We start from the raw sequence: 17607 nt of genomic DNA, 5'->3' as shown, positions 1-17607 counted from the left end.
TTTAAAATGCGGCATTGCAGAAAATTTCGATTTTCGAAAATACCGCATTCGTGCGCTTTTGCGCACAGCTATAATCAGCGACGTTTGCGCGGCAAACTCGCCGTTTAACGAGGCGGCGCCATATAGCCGCCGAAATTAAACACTTTTATTTCTTTTTTATCTGAAACATCTTATCCAAAAAGCGGTGCACGGAATCTATCGCGCCCAAAATCGTATGAGTGTCTTTCATGGAACCGTTTACTTTTTCAAGTGCCGCGAGGCCTGCAGTGAGCGCCTGAGATTCTTCGCGCACGGCAGCCGTGATTTCAGAGAGGGTTTGTCCCGAAGTATTGATTGCGTTGTCGTTATTCGTAAAATTGGTCAAAACGGAATTCAACGAAACATTAAAACGCAAGATAAGAGAAGTAAATTGATTCATTTGCGTGTTTATTTTTTCCACGGTTTTTTCAAAGGCTTCCGTGCTTTCGGTTATCTGCTTTGCAAAATCCCCCGTCTGAGAAGCCAGGCTATGTACTTCGTTTGCGATAATCTTAAAACCCGCGCCGAAAGCCCCGGCATGTGCCGCTTCTATCGAAGCGTTTATTGCAAGAACGTTAGTTTTGTCAACTACATTTTGTATATCGCCGGTTATTTTTGCAATCTTTTTTGTCTGCTCTTCCAAATCTTTAAAGGAAGAGGAAAGAACTTCCGCGTCCTTTGAAGTGGATTCTATTTCCTGAATGCGGTCGCTTATGTCTTTTTTTAGAGCGTTGTTGGCGTTTAATATGCCGCCCATCATGGAATTTATCTGTTCTATATTGTTGGCGGTGCCCTTGCTCGAAGCCTGCATCTGCTCAAACGTGCTGACTATGGATTCCAAGCCGCCGCTCACAACCTCTATTGCGTAATTGAGAACTCCCAAAGAATTCATGGTGACGGCGGAAGTAGTAATTCCCTTATTGAATCCTATGGAAATGTTCTGCAACAAGTCTTCGTAATTTTGTATAATCTGTTCATCCATAAAAGCATCAATCCATTAAATCTATACCGCATTTGAGAACAGAAAGCCAGTCCAAAAACTCATTTATGGCGTCATCCTTATATATGGCGCCGTGCTGAGGAACAAGCATTTGCGGATCAAGCCGGCGCACTCTGTCGCACCAGTTTTTTACGACGGAATTCGACGCCATATAACGCTTATGAAATCCTTCGATCAAAGGAATATGAGAAACAAAATCTTCCACAAAAACGGTTTCGTGTCCTTCGTCAAATACGGCGGCTCCAATGTCTCCCGTAAATAAAATACGGGATTTTTTGTCGTAAAGATTAAAATTTCCCGGAGAATGCATAAAATGCGCAGGAATAAAATCGTATGACGCGCCGTTTTCGGTAGTTAAAGTCATTCCCTCATCATTTATAGGAATAATTCTCTCGGAATCCACTATACCAAAATGAGGAAGGAAACGCACCCAAAGAGACGAGATATACACTTTGGCGTGCGTAATGCCGAGCCACAAAGCTATTCCCGAAGAAACGTCGGGATCTTGGTGTGAATAAAAAATCGTATGTATATTATCCAAAGATATGTATCTGCTTATGGACGCAATTACACTTGCAAAAATGTGAACTCCGCCCGGATCAAGCACAATTCCCTTGCCGTGATCAATGATCAGATACTGCATAGTCTGTATTTCATCATTGTGATTGTTTTTGTCTATACCGAGCCATATGAATTTATGCGTTTCATCTTCATATAAAATACGGCCGTTGGCATCTTCGCTGTCTATCATCGTTAATTGCTTGTGTCAAAGTCGGTACGCGCACCTGCATAAAACCGTCCGCGTCTTCCTTCAACAGCACCTCCTTTCCTTAAAATTATTGCATAACCGGCATTATTTGTATACACAAACCGGTTACCTAAAAACTACGGGGCTAAAACCGGAGCGCCGCCGGTATAAACAAGTGCAAATCGTTCCGGCATACCAAAGCGCTTTCTACCCAGATCTATTCCCCCTTGGACATTCCTTCCATACTCATCTTTTCCATACGCTCAAGAGCGGATTTCATATTATTCACCATGAGTATGGGCTGCCCCGTTGCGTCCAGAGTATCGCGCCACATGGAGCCTTCGGGGTCTACTCTCTTTCTCTGCTTTGTTACCATTTTTATCGGCAAATGCACGTATTTGTCGTGAACAAGCCCTACTACCATCTTTGTTTTTCCGGCCATCGCCGCATGAACGGCATTGTTACCGAGTCGTTCGCAATAGATAGAATCGTTAGCATTTGTTACGGCGGCGCGGATCTGATAGCTGGGATCAATATACTTGAGATTTATGTGGATTTTTTTATTTGCAAAATATGAATTTATTTTATCCCTAAGGAATGTGCCGAAATCCGCCAGTTTCTTATTGCCCGAATCGTCTTTTTGGTTGGTCGCATTTAAAAGCTCTTGTCCCGCGCCTTCGGCAACCACGATCACCGCATGATGACGCCGTTCAAGACGTTTTTCAAGATTCATCAAAAATCCGTTGGGACCGTCAAGGTCGAAAGGTATTTCGGGAATAAGACAGAAATTTGTTTCATGGCTCGCAAGAGACGTCGCCATGGCAATAAAACCCGACTCCCTTCCCATGAGTTTTAAAAGGCCTATACCGTTTATTTGGGAATGCGCTTCCATGTGAATACTGCTCACCGCTTCTCTTGCCTTTTCGACGGCCGTTTCAAACCCGAACGAACGGTCTATAAATTCAATATCGTTGTCAACCGTCTTCGGAACTCCTATTACTGCAACTTTAAGACCGCGTTTTTCAATTTCGCAGGCAATATCGTAAGCACCGCGAAGCGTTCCGTCGCCGCCTATAACATAAAGCTGATTTATGTTCAGGCGCTCTATACAGTCTACAATATCTATTACACGGTTTCCGCCGCCCCGGCTGGTTCCCAAAAACGAACCGCCTATCTTATGGATTGTATCAACGTTTTCAGGAGTAAGGGGTATCGTGTTAAAAGCGTATTCGCTTAAAAAGCCCTTGTAGCCGAACTGAAAACCCATAATGCGACGCACTCCGTAGCGCATGTAAAGACAACGGACGACGGCGCGTATGACGTCATTCAATCCAGGACAAAGACCTCCGCAAGTGCATATAGCCGCATTTACGTGAACAGGATCAAAATAAATTTTTTCACGCGGGCCCGCTTTTTGCATAAGGTTATTCGAAGTAAGATCGTCTTCGACTTTGGAATCATAAAAAATATTTATATTCTGCCGTACAAAGGCGGAATCCTTTACATAGTTCGCTCTAAAATCGCCGTGCGTATGCGAAAGTTCGATCGGCGAAGGAACTTTGCATTGTCCCAACTGTTCAATTGTAAAATCATTAAAATGTATGATATCGGCCATCACTGTCTCCTTGGGAAATTTCAACAACAGGATACCCCTATTGCCCCAAATTTTCAATCGTTTGATGGAAATTTGACATAGTTTGGCGGAAATTTTATATCGGTCGACCGGAATTTTAGCATATCGACTTATATTTTATGGAATTCCGGCAAAAATTCTTAATTTTAGAATTGACAATTTTTAAAATGAGGGTATAAAATAAAGTATGTTATGCAAACGTTTGCATAACCCATTCCGGCCATCAGCCAAAATTTTCAGGAGAAAGATTATGAAAAAAAGAACAATTACGGTATTGTTGACAGCACTTTTTACACTCGCTGCCTTTGCAAACGGGAAACCCGACTCAGGTTCAGGTACGCCGAAATTCATCACAGTCGGTACTGGAGCGACAGGGGGAGCATTTTATCCCATAGGCGTAGCGGTTGCCTCCGTTATAACAAACAATTTGGATATTGACGCTACGGCGCAGGTTACCGGAGGCGCATTGGAAAATATCGAACTCGTACAAAACAAGACTATCGATCTTGGAATTACTATGGGAAATTCCGCACAGGAAGCCTATGAAAAAAACGGATATACAAATATAAACGCCTTATTCGGCGGGCTTTCAAAAGGTTTTTTCCAGATAGTGGTTATGAATGACAGCCCCATCAAGACAATGATGGATTTGATCGGACGAAAAGTATGCATGGGGCCTGCCGGTAACGGCGCGATTTCGGTTGCGGAAACCATATGGGGCGCACACGGCTTCAGCATTACCGATGTAAAAGCGACCTATCTTTCATATGACGACGGCATAAGACAGCTTACCGACGGAAACTGCGATGCGGTTGTAGTTCAGGCGGCAATTCCCTCAGCGGCCATACAAGAGCTGGCGGCGTCTTCAAAAGCATATCGTCTGATTCCTGTATCTGAAAACGTCGCAAAGACGCTTTCAGATAAGTACCAATACTTCGGTTACGGGAAATTGCCAAAAGCAATATATCAAAACAACCCTTCGGACACTATGACAATGTATATAATAAACATGATGATCGTCCGCGCAGACTTACCCGAAGATACGGTTTATAATATTACAAAGTCTTTGTTCGAAAATATTGAAACCATAAAAGCTTCTCACAAAGCTGCCAGCGGTATTACGCTAAAGGACGCTGCAAGAACCTCCGTTCCCCTGCATCCGGGTGCACAAAAATATTTTAATGAAATAAAAGTGAAATAATTATGTTTGACGATAAACTTAGAACAAAGCTCTGCCGTTACGTATTTATCGTTGCGGCGCTATTATACCTTTACACATCGGGCTTCGGTTCCTTTTCAGAAATGACGCATCGCGCTCTGCTTGTTGCGGTATGCGGTTTTTCAGTGTTTTTAAAAAAACCGTTTAAAATCGGTAAGGATAAAAAGCAAAACTTCTTTACAAGAATGCTTGACTGGCTGTTTTCCATAGGATTTACAACTGCATGCATATACATCATGTGTATCTGGAATTCCAGAACCAGCAAAATCGGAGGAGCCCCGCAAATCGACATATGGATGGGAATTTTAATGATTGTGCTGTTGCTCATTGCCTCTTACAAGACAACAGGCTTGCCGCTAGTGATTACCTGTATTGTATTTTTGCTATACGCAAAATTCGGTCCGTATTTACCCCGTGTAATTGCACATAGAGGAGAATCTTGGAGCCGGATAGCTCAATTTATGTATGTGTCCACAGGAAGTATTTTCGGTATTCCCGTAAGTATCGCCGCTACATACATAATAAGTTTTGTCATTTTTGGGGCTTTTTTGGAACGTTTCGGAGCAGGACAATGGTTTGTAGACATTTCCTACGCCGCAACGGGAAACTATCGCGGCGGCCCTGCAAAGACAAGCGTCATATCCAGCGCATTAATGGGCATGATCTCAGGTTCTCCTGCGGCAAACGTCGTCACCACCGGGGCTTTTACAATTCCGCTGATGAAACGCATGGGGTACAAGGATTATGAAGCGGCCGCAGTAGAATCTGTCGCGTCCACAGGGGGAATGTTTACTCCGCCTATAATGGGCGCTGCGGCATTTTTAATGGCGGAGTATTTGAATATCTCATATGCAAGCGTAGCGAAAGCTGCAATCCTTCCGGCTATCTTATACTACATATCAATCTTTTTAGTCGTTGACGCTATTGCGGTAAAAAGCAATCTTCTTGGAATTCCAAAAAATGAGCTTCCGAACGCAAAAAGCATCATGAAAGAAAGAGGACAACTTTGTCTTCCTATTGTTCTCGTAATCGCAGGTATAATAATCGGATGGAGCGCGATGAAAGTCGCCTTCTGGGGCACAGTCTCCGTGCTTTTGGTCGCCTGTATAAAAAGAGAAACCCGCCCGACTTTAAAAGGTATTCTTGAAGCCTTGGAAAGCAGCATAAAAAATGTCTCGGGTATTGTAATCTCTTGCGCGTCTGCAGGTATAATAGTCGGCGTAATTTCTATGACCGGCCTTGCTACAAAATTAAGTTATACTTTGATCAATATTGCGCATGGGAACATTTATATAGCAGCCGTCCTTGTCGCCTTTATTACAATAATTCTCGGCTGCGGCATGCCGCCTACGCCTACATACATAATCTTAGCCACAGTCTTAGTCGGTCCTCTTACAAAGATGGGAGCTTCCGCTATCTCTGCTCATATGTTTATATTTATGTTCGCTTCAATAGGAGCTCTTACTCCTCCGGTAGCTATTACAGCGTATACGGCGGCGGCAATTGCAAAATCAGATCCGAATAAGACCGGTTACCGCGCATTCCGCATGGGGCTTGTGGCCTACATAATCCCGTTCATTTTTCTTTTGAATCCTGCTTTGCTCCTTACAGGAAGCTTACCGATTGTAGTTATGGCTGTAATATCGTCAATCATAGGAATTTTTGCACTTACAGGCGCAATTGAAGGGTATATATTCCGCTCATGGATAACAGTGTCCAGAATACTTCTTGCTTTAGCCGCCGTACTCCTGTTGATTCCCGGAAGTATTACCGATATTATCGGAGCGATACTTATGCTTATCGCCTTTTTTCTGAGCAGAATCGCAGATACTAAAAAGAGGACATCCTGATGCGCTGTATAGATATGTTTAATCATTATCTTCCGAAGTGCTTTTACGAAAAAATAACGGCTTTGGGCGGTAACGCCCACATGATGACACGCGCTTCCCGTATGCCCGCAATGAGCGACCTGTCTTACCGCCTGCGTCTTATGGACACGTTTGAAGGTTATCAACAAATTCCGTGCATAGTAAGTCCGAGCGTAGAACAACTGGTGCCTGAAAACAAGACTGCAGAGCTGGCAAGAAGCGCGAACGAATCATTCTATGAACTTTGTCAAAAGTATCCGGATAAATTTCCGTCCTTTGTCGCCGTTCTGCCGTTGGACAATATGGATAAAGCGGCAAAGGAAGCCGAGTATGCAGTTACGCAGTTAGGCGCCGCAGGCGCGCAGATCTTTACAAACCAAGGCGGATCAGCGATCGACAGCGACGAATTCTACAAATTATATAAGGTTCTAGACGAATTGGAAGCAGCTTTATGGGTACATCCGGCTCGGACACAAAGTCAACCCTACTATAAAAATGAAACGGAAGAACGTTACGAATTATGGTGGACGATGATGTGGCCTATTGAAACAACTATGGCGGCATCGCGTCTTGTTTACTCAGGTATAAATCAAAGGTGTCCTCGCCTAAAAGTAATCCTACATCATGCAGGAGGAATGCTTCCCATGATGGAAGGCAGACTGGAAAACGGACTAAAGCTGTACGGAACTCGTACCGCACAGGACAAAAAGGATTTAACGGAATCCCCGATTAAAGAAAAATGTCAAATCGATGAATTCCGCAAACTTTACGCCGATTGCGCGACATTCGGCAGTAAGGCGGCGATACAATGCGGAATAAATTTCTTCGGGGCGGAACACATGGTATTTGCCAGCGACATGCCGTTTGATCCCGAAGACGGATTCGGGTATGTAAGAAGAACGTTAAACGACATAGCGAATCTGCCGATAAGTGAAAAAGAAAAAGACGCTCTTCGCTATACGAACGCACTTAAGATTTTAAAGCGTATTTTTTAAAAGGACGGTACGATGACACGATGAATAGAGCAAAAGACGTTGCCCAACTATGCGGCGTTTCCATAAGTACGGTATCCCGCGTGCTTTCAGGAAAAACTTACGTAAAAGAAAGCACGCGTAAAAGAATATTGGAAGCAGTAGAAAAAACCGGTTACAGACCGAATATCATGGCGCAAAACCTTAAACTGGGAAAAAACAGCGTCATTGCCATAATAGTACCGTCCATCGACAACCTTATTTATCCCCCGCTTGTCCGCGGCATTGAAGATGTAGTAAACGAACAAAACTATATAGTTACGATTTGTAACACGGATGAAGACGAAGAAAAAGAAACACATTTTATTAACAGGTTTCTTAACAGGGGGCTGGCAGGCCTGATAGTTGCGACGCTTCGTAAAAAAAGCACACAGATAAAAAAATTTAAAGATGAAAATTTTCCTATTGTGCTTACAAACCGCGCATATGACAAATCGTTCGATACTGTCATCGTAGACAATCATCAAGCGACTTACAAAATGATCAATGTGCTGATTTCCGGCGGCTGCAAACACATTGCCTACGCTTCGGCGGACCCCGATCTTTTTTTGTATGAGCAGCGTTTTTGCGGCTATAAAGACGCATTGCAGGACGCTCACATCCCGTTCAAAAAAGAATATATAATGGAAGACAACGGGGATCCCAACTCTCTTTACGGAAAAACCAAAAACCTGCTTAAAAATCACCCTGAAATTGACGCTGTCGCAGCTTCCAATGACTTTAGGGCATTCGTCATATCGCAAGCGGTGACGGATATGGGACTGCGCATCCCTCAGGATATTTCTGTGACGGGGTTCGACGGCATTGAAGTGGGCAAATACATGACGCCGTCTTTGACGACAGTATATCAGCCGCTGCGGGAAATGGGCGCATGCGCGGCAAAGAGGCTGCTTGAACAGATAAATCACAAAGAGCAGACGGGCTCGTTTCTTCCGCCCGAAACGATAGTTTTACCCACTGAGATCATATTGCGCCAGTCAACCAGATAAGAGTTCAGTTCCGCGAGCAGAAGAATTGCGCATTGCCTTATCGCAGCGCCTATTTTCGCTGAACATCGGCATATTTTACCGCGGAGCTGATAGGCGCATTTATTGCAGAATCGGAGCGGTTTGCCATTTCCCCTTGAAGCTAAGCTGCGACGCTTCAGTATACGACTGGATCGCCGATTGCGCAGGAACTTTTTCAGCCGCGCTTTTACGCAGGGGCCTTACGCGGCTCAAATCGATTGCGCTTTATGTGCTGCTTGTTCTTGTATGCGCTTACGGTCTTTATGCGTTTATTTCGCGCAGAGTGTGGCGCTACCTCATCCTGCAGCAGCAATTTTTCTTTTTGGATATGGGAAAAGGTTATGTTCTTTTCTTTACGGACAACCTTGCGATCGTTGTGCTGTTTGCCGCCTCGGCGCATTACGGGGAAAAGCGGCTGCAAGGAAGGAAAAAAGATTCCTAAATTCCTTTATCAACCGGCGTAAAGAGCGCACGGGTACATCGTCCTTCAATCATGAGCTTTCCGGGCCTAGGGCAACTCATTTTAATGGAAGTTTGTGCGAACCATTTCCCTTGTCTAAAAACACGCATATCAGTATGTTTTAGGCGGAGGTACTACCCTTATGGATGAAAAGAAACGCAAAGTTACCGTAGTGGGAGCGGGCGCTGTGGGTTCGACTTTTGCCTACGCACTGGCGCAAAGCGGTTACGCGGACGAAATTGCGATAACCGATATGAATAAAAATTTTGCCGAAGGACAAGCGCTCGATCTTGTTCAAGGTTTGCCTTTTTTGTCGCAGGTCGACATACACACGGGATACAAGGCCGACTATGCCGACAGCGACATTGTCGTGGTTACGGCGGGAGCGAAACAGCAGAGCGGCGAAACCCGTATTGATTTATTAAAACGCAATGCCGCTATTATAACCGGCATTGCAAAAGACATTGCCGAAAGCGGCTGCAAGGGCGTCATGCTTATTGTGAGCAACCCTGTGGATATTTTAACGCGGGCGGCGCTTTCGGCTTCGGGTTGGGAACGCGGCAGAGTTATAGGCTCCGGAACGGTTTTGGATACCGCCCGTTTTCGCTACACGCTCAGCAAAGAATGCGGCGTCGATGCCCGCAATATTCACGGCTACATTTTGGGCGAACACGGCGACAGTGAATTTGCCGCATGGTCAATGACATCCGTCGGAGGAAGGCGCATAGACGAATATTGCTCAGGCGGCGTATGCAGCTCAGGCCCGTATTTCGACAAAGCAAAAATTCTTGAAGAGGTCAGAAATTCAGCATATCACATTATTGACTACAAAGGTTCAACTTATTATGCCGTCGGCTTGGCTCTCACAAGGATAGCCGGCGCCATTTTGCGAAACGAGCGCAGCATTTTGTCCGTTTCGATGACGCTTGACGGAGAGTTCGGACTTAAAGACGTTTGTTTGAGCGTGCCGTGCGTCGTAGGCAGGAACGGCGCCGAACGGGTTATCGAAGGCGTTCTCCCCCCTGAAGAACAGTCTGCATTGGAAGCAAGCGCAAAGCGGCTCAAAGAAGTCTTTGCCGATATGGGGTAGCAAAAACCGTTCCTGTTTTACCGCCGGCAGAGAGAGGCTTGGAAAACTCGCTCCGAAATTTGCAGAACTGAACGACGATGTATTGTTCGGACAAGTATGGTCAAGGGAAGATCGGCTGTCAGCGCGGGACCGCAGCATGATCACGATAGCCGCGCTTTTTTCGGCAGGGCTGTACCCGCAGCTTAAAAGTCATCTTTCTTTAGGAAAAGAGCACGGCGTTACTAAACAGGAAGCGGTGGAACTGGTTACGCAGCTGGCCTTTTATTGCGGATGGCCTAAAGCGTGGAGCGCTTTTCCTCTGATCGCAGAAGTGTACGGCGAAGCGTTTGGGAACGACGCCGTCGGCTTTGCGGTATTATGAAAAAGAAGGACTGTTGCCCTTTGTTAAGCGGGCGAGCAGCGGAAAGCGGGTTCGATCGAAGCGCTTTCCCGATTAGGTGAAAAAGATATTCCGGGCGGTTTACGTTCGGCTTACAAAAAAATCAAAAACGGACACTTGTAATATGAAAAAGACGAACGCAATGAGAATTCTTGACGGCCTTAAAATTCCTTATGAAGTAAAAAGCTATGACGACGACGGAGAGCACTATCTGGAACAAGGAGCCGCAGAGCGAATTTCGGAAAAATTGGGGCTTGACGCAAGGTGCGTATTTAAGACGATAGTAATGCGTACGGACACAAAGGAAATCTGTATATTCTGTCAGAACGCATTGCATCAAATAAATTTGAAAAAAGCGCGAGCCGCTTGCGGGGCCTCGGAGGTTTTTCCCGTAAAGTCGGAAGAGCTGCTTTCGCTTACAGGCTATGTGCGGGGCGGCTGCACTCCGCTCGGAATGCGTAAAAAATACCGCACGTTTATAGATAAATCCGCGCTTGATTGCAAAAAGATCTGCATTTCCGCAGGAATTCGCGGCGAACAGATTATCCTTTCTCCACATGACCTGATAAGAGTCGCCGATGCGCAATGCGTCGACTTGATTTTGGAAAGTTCCTGATTTTCGGCTTGACACGGCACGAGCCTAAAACCGTACCTCTAAGTTTTTCTTTATTCGGTACGGCAGGCAAAGCACATCTGCTAAATTTTTCTTGACCTTATACTTAGTATAAACTTTACAATAATATCCGACGGGCGGCGTTATGAATAAGAGCGCCGAAAGTCGGCCTCTGTAACAGTCCGCCTGAACAAAAGTTCTTATGGGGGTAAGTATGGGTCAACAGAAAATTCGTGTAGTACAGTACGGATGCGGCAAGATGAGCAAGTGGACGCTGCGCTACTTGTATGAAAACGGCGCCGAAATCGTCGGCGCGATCGACGTCAATCCCGCCGTCGTCGGAAAAGACGTAGGCGAATATGCGGGCTTGGGATTCCCGATCGGAGTGGTTATCAGCGACGATGCCGACAAAGTGCTTGACGAATGCGACGCGGACATCGCCGTTATGACGCTGTTCAGCTTTATGCGCGACATGTATCCGCACATGGAAAAATGCGCGAAGCGCGGCATAAACATAATCACAACCTGTGAAGAAGCGATTTATCCGTGGACAACCGCCTCTGCAATCACAAATAAACTCGATAAATTGGCAAAAGAAAACGGATGCACGATAGTCGGCGCGGGAATGCAGGATATCTATTGGATAAACATGATTGCCTGTGTGACAGGCGGCGTTCATACAATCAAAAAGATTGAAGGCGCCGTAAGCTATAACGTGGAAGATTACGGACTCGCCCTTGCAAAAGCGCACGGAGTCGGATTGACCACTGCCGAATTCGAAGCGCAGATAGCGCATCCTGAAACGCTCGAACCGTCGTACGTGTGGAATTCGAACGAATGTCTGTGCAACAAGATGGGATGGACGATCAAATCGCAGTCGCAAAAATGCGTGCCGTATTTTTATGATACCGATCTGTATTCCGATACGCTCGGAAAGACGATACCGAAAGGCAACTGCATCGGCATGAGCGCAGTCGTAACGACTGAAACATTCCAGGGACCGATCATTGAAACTCAGTGCATCGGCAAAGTGTACGGAAAAGACGACGGCGACATGTGCGACTGGAAAATATTCGGCGAACCCGACACGACATTCTTTGTCAAAAAACCTGCGACGGTTGAACACACATGCGCAACGATCGTAAACAGAATTCCGAGCGTGCTGGAAGCGCCGCCCGGCTATATAACGGTAGATCTGCTTCGTCCGCTTGAATATCTGTCCTACCCGATGCATCTGTATGTAAACTGAATGTCGGCCGTATTTTGAAATCAGTGCGGCGGTTTTCCACCAATGCGGAAACCGCCGCGGTCAGCCACGCACCCGACCGGCGCGTGCAGGTTACTTACACCTTAAACTTTCCAACTTCTTCCGCCAGGCTCTGAATGCTCTCCTTGTTTTTTTGGGTGGCCGTGTTTACTTCCTGCACGGCGTTGTTTATCTGAATGGCCCCTGCAGCCATCTCGTTCATGCTCTCCGTGATAACTCTTGTCAGCTCTTCCAGTTTTCTCATCTCCTGAGCGACCCCTTCCCCTCCTTTAAGCATCTCCTCAGAGCCCTGTTTTACCTCTATCGTTACGGTATTTATGTCTCTGATTGCGGTAAGTATTTCCTTACTGCCGTTTTCCTGTTCTTGCATGGCTTCCGTTACGCGGTCGCTCATCGATTTTGCCTGCTCGGCAAGGCTAAAAATAGTATTGAACTTTTCTTCCGCCGTCTTAGACGAGTTAGACAGAGCTTCAATTTCACCTGAGAGATTTTTAAGAGTGTTGGTTATCGTTTTACCGTGTTCTGCAGAATCTTCGGCTAGCTTTCTTATTTCGTCTGCGACGACTGCAAAGCCCTTTCCTGCATCCCCTGCGTGAGCGGCTTCGATCGCGGCGTTCATCGCAAGTAAATTTGTCTGTGAAGCTATGTTTTGAATAACAGTACTCGCTTCAATTAAGCTGCCGGATTCTTCTGCGATCTTTTGAGTTATGCTGTTTGCACTGACGACGGTGCTTTTACCGTCGGCCGTAGCGTCGGCAAGAGTTTTAATTACGCTGTCGTTTTTTTCAAGCGTCTGTCCTATGGACGCTATGTTGCCTACCATCTGTTCTATTGCAGAAGAAGACTCTGTTACGCTTGCAGCCTGATTTTCGATACTTGAGTTCAATTGATTTATCGTGCGGACTATTTCTTCGATCGTAGCGGCGGTTTCCGTAACGCTTGCGGATTGTGTCAGAGCCTGCTGTTTTACGCCGTCGATGTTAGCGCTGATTTCGTGTACCGCGCTTGCAGTTTCAGTCATGTCGGCAGCCAGAGTATTACCTATCTCTTCCATAACGCTGCTGTTTTTGCCTACCGTTTTAATTGATGAGCCGATTTTAGCTATGGTTTGATTAAAATATTCAGCCATGTCGGTAATTTCATCGTTACCGATTACGCCTAGGCGCACCGTTAAATCTCCTTCGCCCTGAGCAATGTCTTTTAAGGCTCCTACGGCGACGGATATCGGTTTTACGATTTTACGGGCGACAAAATACACGACAATCAGTGCGATAACCAAGACAATTACACCGATAGTTATAAGCGAAACGCACAATGCGTTTACGGCACCCATAAACTCTTCTTCAGGAGCGTTAATGATAATTGTCCAATCGGTTGTCTTCATCGTAGCGTAAGAAGCGATCTTACGAACGCCGTTATATTCATAAAAGCCGACCGACGGGTCATCGATTTCTATCGCCGTTTTTTCGAAGTCTGCAAGGGATTTATAACTTGCGTCGGTTTTTGCCATCCCCAGTACATTCTCCATACTTTGTACTCGATTAAAATCTTTCACTGCAACGGTAGTTCCCGTAAGGCCTAGAATGAAACAAAAACCCGTTTTACCTACGACGATATCTTCAACTTCTTTAGAAAGATTGGATGCTTCGACGGTAGCAAGCAAAACGTCCGTTATTTTATGATCGTTATTGTAGATGGGAACTGCAAACACGATGATAAATACCCCGTCCAAGCGGGAAACGAGCGGCTCTGAAACAAAGTTTTTTCCTTGAGATGCTGCAATAAAAAAATCTCGTTGAGAAACATCCAGTATTTGTCCATCGGCTGTGTGCCGTTTTCCGTTCATGTCGGCTAAATCCATCCTGTGAATTTTGTCGTTGAACGCCGCTTCCTTTTTTAAATATGCTGTTTTTTCCCTGTACGAAACGCCGGGATCCAGCAGAATGGGGGAACGGGATACTCCTTCGAAAAATTGAAAAAAAGCGTTCACTCGCCCGTCGACAATTTCAGCCGTATCGGTTGCCTTATCGATAAGATGTGTTTCCACCTTTTCAATGACCGCTTTGCGGGCCGAAAGGACTGCGAGTAAAATTTCAACCGCCGATGACAGGGCGATTAAAAGTCCGAAAACAATGATGAGTTTGTAACGTAAGGAAAATCTCTTTTTCATATAAAGCCTCCAAAACAAGAATTCCTAATATTTGTAAATGATTGTTATTTAAATTTGCGTATGCGTATTTCGCCTTGATCGTCTGATAAGTGACGATATTGAATGGGTTTTTCTTTTGTATTTACAGAGCTTGTACTAAAAGATTTCCGTTCGGTGATAGAAAGGCAAGAATTGATAAGGTCTTTGTTTTTTGATAAAAGCTCCTGATATTTTGCAAGAAGATTGCTGTATTTATAAGCTAGGTTCTGATAACTTTGTAATAAGCGGTTACAAGAAGAAATTAAATCGTCATAATTCTTTACCGTACTATCTACAGTAACGGGCTCATTTTTCGGGGGGGGGGGGGGGTAAATAGTCTACATAATAACGCATAAAATTTCAATGATATTCTCCTATTTTCTATAATAATATAATCACATGATTTGTAATATGAAAAGGAAAATCTTTTTATTTTTCATTAAGATTTTTAGTTTATAAAACATAAAAGCGTTTCGGCGCGATCTGTTTTTATGCAGGGCTCGCCATTCCATAGCAACAATGCGGTGCATGTACAACGCGAATATTACAATTGTTAAACGGTGTAACTATATCTCTCAGCGTACTACTTAATACTTCATTTATCATGGTTTGATATTTTACATTATTTTTCTTTGCCGACGCTTTAAAAAATGCAACACTTTCGCTGTCCAGCGTTATCGTAATTTTTACTTTTCCGAATTTTCTTATTAATCGATCAGGCGGCGGTAAAAAATCGTCTATCCTTTCCGATAAAGATATCGATTCTGCTACTTCTTCAGGAGCATCAGCGTATTTTATTTTCTTCTTCATATCTTATTCTCCCGCTATCCTAGAGCGAAAACAGGTCGTTTAAACCTTCCGACATCGTCGGATGCGTGTAGATAAAATCGCGAAGCGCCGTATACGGCAGATTGTTGTCCATGGAGAGCTTTATCGCATTGATGATTTCATGGGATTCCGCGCAAAAGAGCGCGGCGCCTAAAATCAAACCGGTTTTATTGTCGATGAGCGCTTTGAGCATGCCTTCGCTCTTTTTCAAAACTTTCGCTTTCGGGACAGCCGCCGCTTTCATTTTCACAACGCGGTAATCGAGTTTTTTTGCGTCCGCTTCTTTTTCCCCGATCCCTGCTTTGGAATACGGCGGGTCGATAAAAACTGAATACGTAAAAGCGCCCCTGTTTTTAGTCGTACGATCTTTTGCTCCGTACATATCCGATAAAATTATCCGCGAATCATCGAGCGAAATATACGTAAACTGCAGATTACCGCATACGTCTCCCGCCGCCCAGATATTCGGAGCGGAAGTCCGCAAATGCTCGTCCGCCGCGATCGCACCTTTTTCAGTGAGTGTAATGCCCGCTTTTTCCGCGTGCAGCGCATCGACATTCGGCCTCCGGCCGACCGCCAAAAGCACGGCGTCTCCTGCAAGGCTGCATTTTTTCCCGTCTTTTATATAAGTGAGATTTGCGCCGTCGATGCGTTCCGTTTGCGCAGCGGTGATAATCTTAACGCCTTTGCTTTCAAGCGCGCTCCTGATACTCTGTGCAATGTCTTCGTCTTCTCTAGGAAGAAATGTATCTTCCCGCTGCACGATCGTTACCTTTGAACCGAAGTTCGCATACATCGAAGAAAATTCCAAACCGATATATCCGCCGCCGATGACGGTCAACCGCTCCGGAAGTTCGGTTAAGTCCATGATACTTTCAGAAACGTAGACATGAGGATTGTTTTCCGTCCGTAAAGCGGGCGGGATAAACGGATACGAACCCGTGTCTATGACGAACTTTTTTGCTTCAAGCGGCCGTATTTTTCCGTCGGGACCGGTCACTTCGACGGAAGCAGCATTTAAAAATGAAGCCGTGCCGTCGATGACGTCCACCCCCGCTTCGATCAGTTTATTGTAATTGGCTGTCCGCAGCGCGCCGGTCAGCATATTTTTATTTTCAACCGCAGTTTTATAGTATTGCCTTTGCAGCGCAAAATTTTCTTCGGGAGCAAGAGCCGCCTCGGTGATCAGCCGTTTCGAGGGAATACAGCCGACGTTAATGCACGTGCCGCCGTACATAGCCGAATCTTTTTCAACGAGGGCGACGCTCTCTCCTTTTTTCGATAATGCTGCGGCAAGCGTCTTTCCGGCTTTACCGAAGCCGATGATAAGTGTATCGTATATTTTCATAATGGAAACATTATATGTGTTTTAATGAAAAATAAACAGCGTTGCGGCCGGCAAAACGCGCCGTAAAAGCAGTGCAAAAGCGGAACGCTGTACGGCATGGCGGATTTGTTCATTATAGGGCAGTTTGAAGGCGTGGCAAGCACAACGGCGGTGTCGATCGGAAGCCAGGTAATGCATATGCTGACGGTTATAATCGTGGGGCTTGCGATGGGAACAACGGTCAGTATCGGACAATCCGTCGGAGCCAAAAATAAAAAGCAGGCGGCATTGAACATCAGCAATTCCGTGTCGCTTTTCATGGCGCTGTCGGTTCTGCTGACGGCCGTACTGCTTTTGCTTGTAAAACCGATTGTTTCGGCTATGTCGACGCCGGAAGAAGCTGCTTCAGGTACGACGGCATATCTTACAATCTGCTTTATCGGTATTCCCTTTATTACGGCGTATAATATTATCAACTCCATATTCCGTGTAATGGACGATTCTAAAAGCCCCATGTGCTTTATTGCCGTTGCCTGTGTTGTCAATATTGCGCTTGATTATCTTTTTATGGGCGTTTTTCAATTGGGACCGGCGGGAGGACAATATCTGCGAGGATATATATGGGACTGCATTTTTGCGGGAATCCATTTCAGCTTCAGCGGTTATTTTTGCGCCTGCGGAAAATCGGGATTGTCATTCCTGCATAACATCATCGCAATTTTGTTGGTGCGGGTTCCCGGCGTATATCTAACTTCAAAACTCTTCCCGACTACACTATTGCCGATGGGACTTGCCACCGCAACAGGATCTCTTGTATCGGTGATCGTCTGTGTGATCGCTTTTATTGTAATTAACAGCGAGGAAAATAGCCGGGCGTATAATATAAAAGGCTTGTAATGCGTGGGGAGCATGCGGCGCGACGCATACACAA

17 protein-coding genes are annotated in these 17607 nt (G+C 45.4%); 11 read left to right on the top strand and 6 right to left on the bottom strand.

Annotated features, from left to right (window positions below; all coding sequences use genetic code 11):
- Nucleotides 1–145: 145 nt before the first annotated feature.
- From HRQ91_RS01420 to HRQ91_RS01410, 3 genes are all read right to left on the bottom strand, one after another.
- A complete protein-coding gene (locus tag HRQ91_RS01420; RefSeq protein ID WP_210119942.1) occupies nt 146–1000 on the bottom strand; it encodes a methyl-accepting chemotaxis protein in 855 nt (284 codons plus the stop codon).
- 7 nt (nt 1001–1007) lie between these two features.
- Entirely contained in the window at nt 1008–1766 is a 759-nt protein-coding gene (locus tag HRQ91_RS01415) for an oxygen-binding di-iron domain-containing protein (RefSeq protein ID WP_210120699.1), read from the bottom strand.
- Between the two features lie 217 nt (nt 1767–1983).
- Nucleotides 1984–3381 carry an ATP-dependent 6-phosphofructokinase gene (locus HRQ91_RS01410; protein ID WP_210119941.1) on the bottom strand — a complete coding sequence of 466 codons (1398 nt, stop codon included), beginning with the start codon at nt 3379–3381 and terminating at the stop codon, nt 1984–1986.
- A gap of 268 nt (nt 3382–3649) precedes the next feature.
- On the opposite strand from HRQ91_RS01410, the gene HRQ91_RS01405 reads away from it, so the two are divergent.
- The 10 genes from HRQ91_RS01405 to HRQ91_RS01360 all read left to right on the top strand — a co-directional run bounded on the left by HRQ91_RS01405 (nt 3650) and on the right by HRQ91_RS01360 (nt 12315).
- Nucleotides 3650–4600, top strand: a complete 951-nt coding sequence (locus HRQ91_RS01405; protein ID WP_210119940.1) for a TAXI family TRAP transporter solute-binding subunit — start codon at nt 3650–3652, stop codon at nt 4598–4600.
- 2 nt (nt 4601–4602) lie between these two features.
- On the top strand, nt 4603–6468 hold the full coding sequence (locus HRQ91_RS01400; RefSeq protein ID WP_210119939.1) for a TRAP transporter permease: 1866 nt from the start codon (nt 4603–4605) through the stop codon (nt 6466–6468).
- Nucleotides 6468–7481: an amidohydrolase family protein gene (locus tag HRQ91_RS01395; RefSeq protein WP_210119938.1), complete on the top strand. Its 1014-nt coding sequence runs from the start codon at nt 6468–6470 to the stop codon at nt 7479–7481. Before HRQ91_RS01400 ends, HRQ91_RS01395 begins: the two co-directional genes overlap by 1 nt.
- Before the next feature lie 20 nt (nt 7482–7501).
- The gene (locus tag HRQ91_RS01390) at nt 7502–8506 is read left to right on the top strand and encodes a LacI family DNA-binding transcriptional regulator (protein WP_210119937.1); all 1005 of its coding nucleotides are present in this window, start codon (nt 7502–7504) and stop codon (nt 8504–8506) included.
- Between the two features lie 133 nt (nt 8507–8639).
- Nucleotides 8640–8966: a hypothetical protein gene (locus HRQ91_RS01385; RefSeq protein WP_210119936.1), complete on the top strand. Its 327-nt coding sequence runs from the start codon at nt 8640–8642 to the stop codon at nt 8964–8966.
- A gap of 160 nt (nt 8967–9126) precedes the next feature.
- A complete protein-coding gene (locus HRQ91_RS01380) occupies nt 9127–10074 on the top strand; it encodes an L-lactate dehydrogenase (RefSeq protein ID WP_210119935.1) in 948 nt (315 codons plus the stop codon).
- Nucleotides 10058–10435, top strand: a complete 378-nt coding sequence (locus tag HRQ91_RS01375) for a carboxymuconolactone decarboxylase family protein (RefSeq protein WP_246473252.1) — start codon at nt 10058–10060, stop codon at nt 10433–10435. Before HRQ91_RS01380 ends, HRQ91_RS01375 begins: the two co-directional genes overlap by 17 nt.
- Nucleotides 10401–10511, top strand: a complete 111-nt coding sequence (locus HRQ91_RS11830) for a MerR family DNA-binding transcriptional regulator (protein ID WP_210119934.1) — start codon at nt 10401–10403, stop codon at nt 10509–10511. Before HRQ91_RS01375 ends, HRQ91_RS11830 begins: the two co-directional genes overlap by 35 nt.
- Nucleotides 10512–10577: 66 nt before the next feature.
- Nucleotides 10578–11069, top strand: a complete 492-nt coding sequence (locus HRQ91_RS01365) for an aminoacyl-tRNA deacylase (protein ID WP_210119933.1) — start codon at nt 10578–10580, stop codon at nt 11067–11069.
- 211 nt (nt 11070–11280) lie between these two features.
- Entirely contained in the window at nt 11281–12315 is a 1035-nt protein-coding gene (locus tag HRQ91_RS01360; protein ID WP_210119932.1) for an NAD(P)H-dependent amine dehydrogenase family protein, read from the top strand.
- Nucleotides 12316–12409: 94 nt separating this feature from the next.
- On the opposite strand, the gene HRQ91_RS01355 is transcribed toward HRQ91_RS01360, so the two are convergent.
- From HRQ91_RS01355 to HRQ91_RS01345, 3 genes are all read right to left on the bottom strand, one after another.
- Nucleotides 12410–14503: a methyl-accepting chemotaxis protein gene (locus HRQ91_RS01355; protein ID WP_210119931.1), complete on the bottom strand. Its 2094-nt coding sequence runs from the start codon at nt 14501–14503 to the stop codon at nt 12410–12412.
- Nucleotides 14504–15010: 507 nt separating this feature from the next.
- Nucleotides 15011–15331, bottom strand: a complete 321-nt coding sequence (locus HRQ91_RS01350; protein ID WP_246473251.1) for a BrnA antitoxin family protein — start codon at nt 15329–15331, stop codon at nt 15011–15013.
- 19 nt (nt 15332–15350) lie between these two features.
- A complete protein-coding gene (locus HRQ91_RS01345) occupies nt 15351–16697 on the bottom strand; it encodes an FAD-dependent oxidoreductase (protein ID WP_210119930.1) in 1347 nt (448 codons plus the stop codon).
- 96 nt (nt 16698–16793) lie between these two features.
- Here HRQ91_RS01345 and HRQ91_RS01340 point away from each other — a divergent pair, with 96 nt between their 5' ends.
- On the top strand, nt 16794–17573 hold the full coding sequence (locus HRQ91_RS01340) for an MATE family efflux transporter (protein ID WP_210119929.1): 780 nt from the start codon (nt 16794–16796) through the stop codon (nt 17571–17573).
- Nucleotides 17574–17607: the final 34 nt, after the last annotated feature.

It is taken from the genome of Treponema parvum, assembly GCF_017893965.1.
GTDB classification, from domain to species: Bacteria; Spirochaetota; Spirochaetia; order Treponematales; family Treponemataceae; genus Treponema_D; species Treponema_D parvum.
Note: the sequence above shows the minus strand (reverse complement) of the source record. Positions and strands in the feature narration are given on the sequence as shown.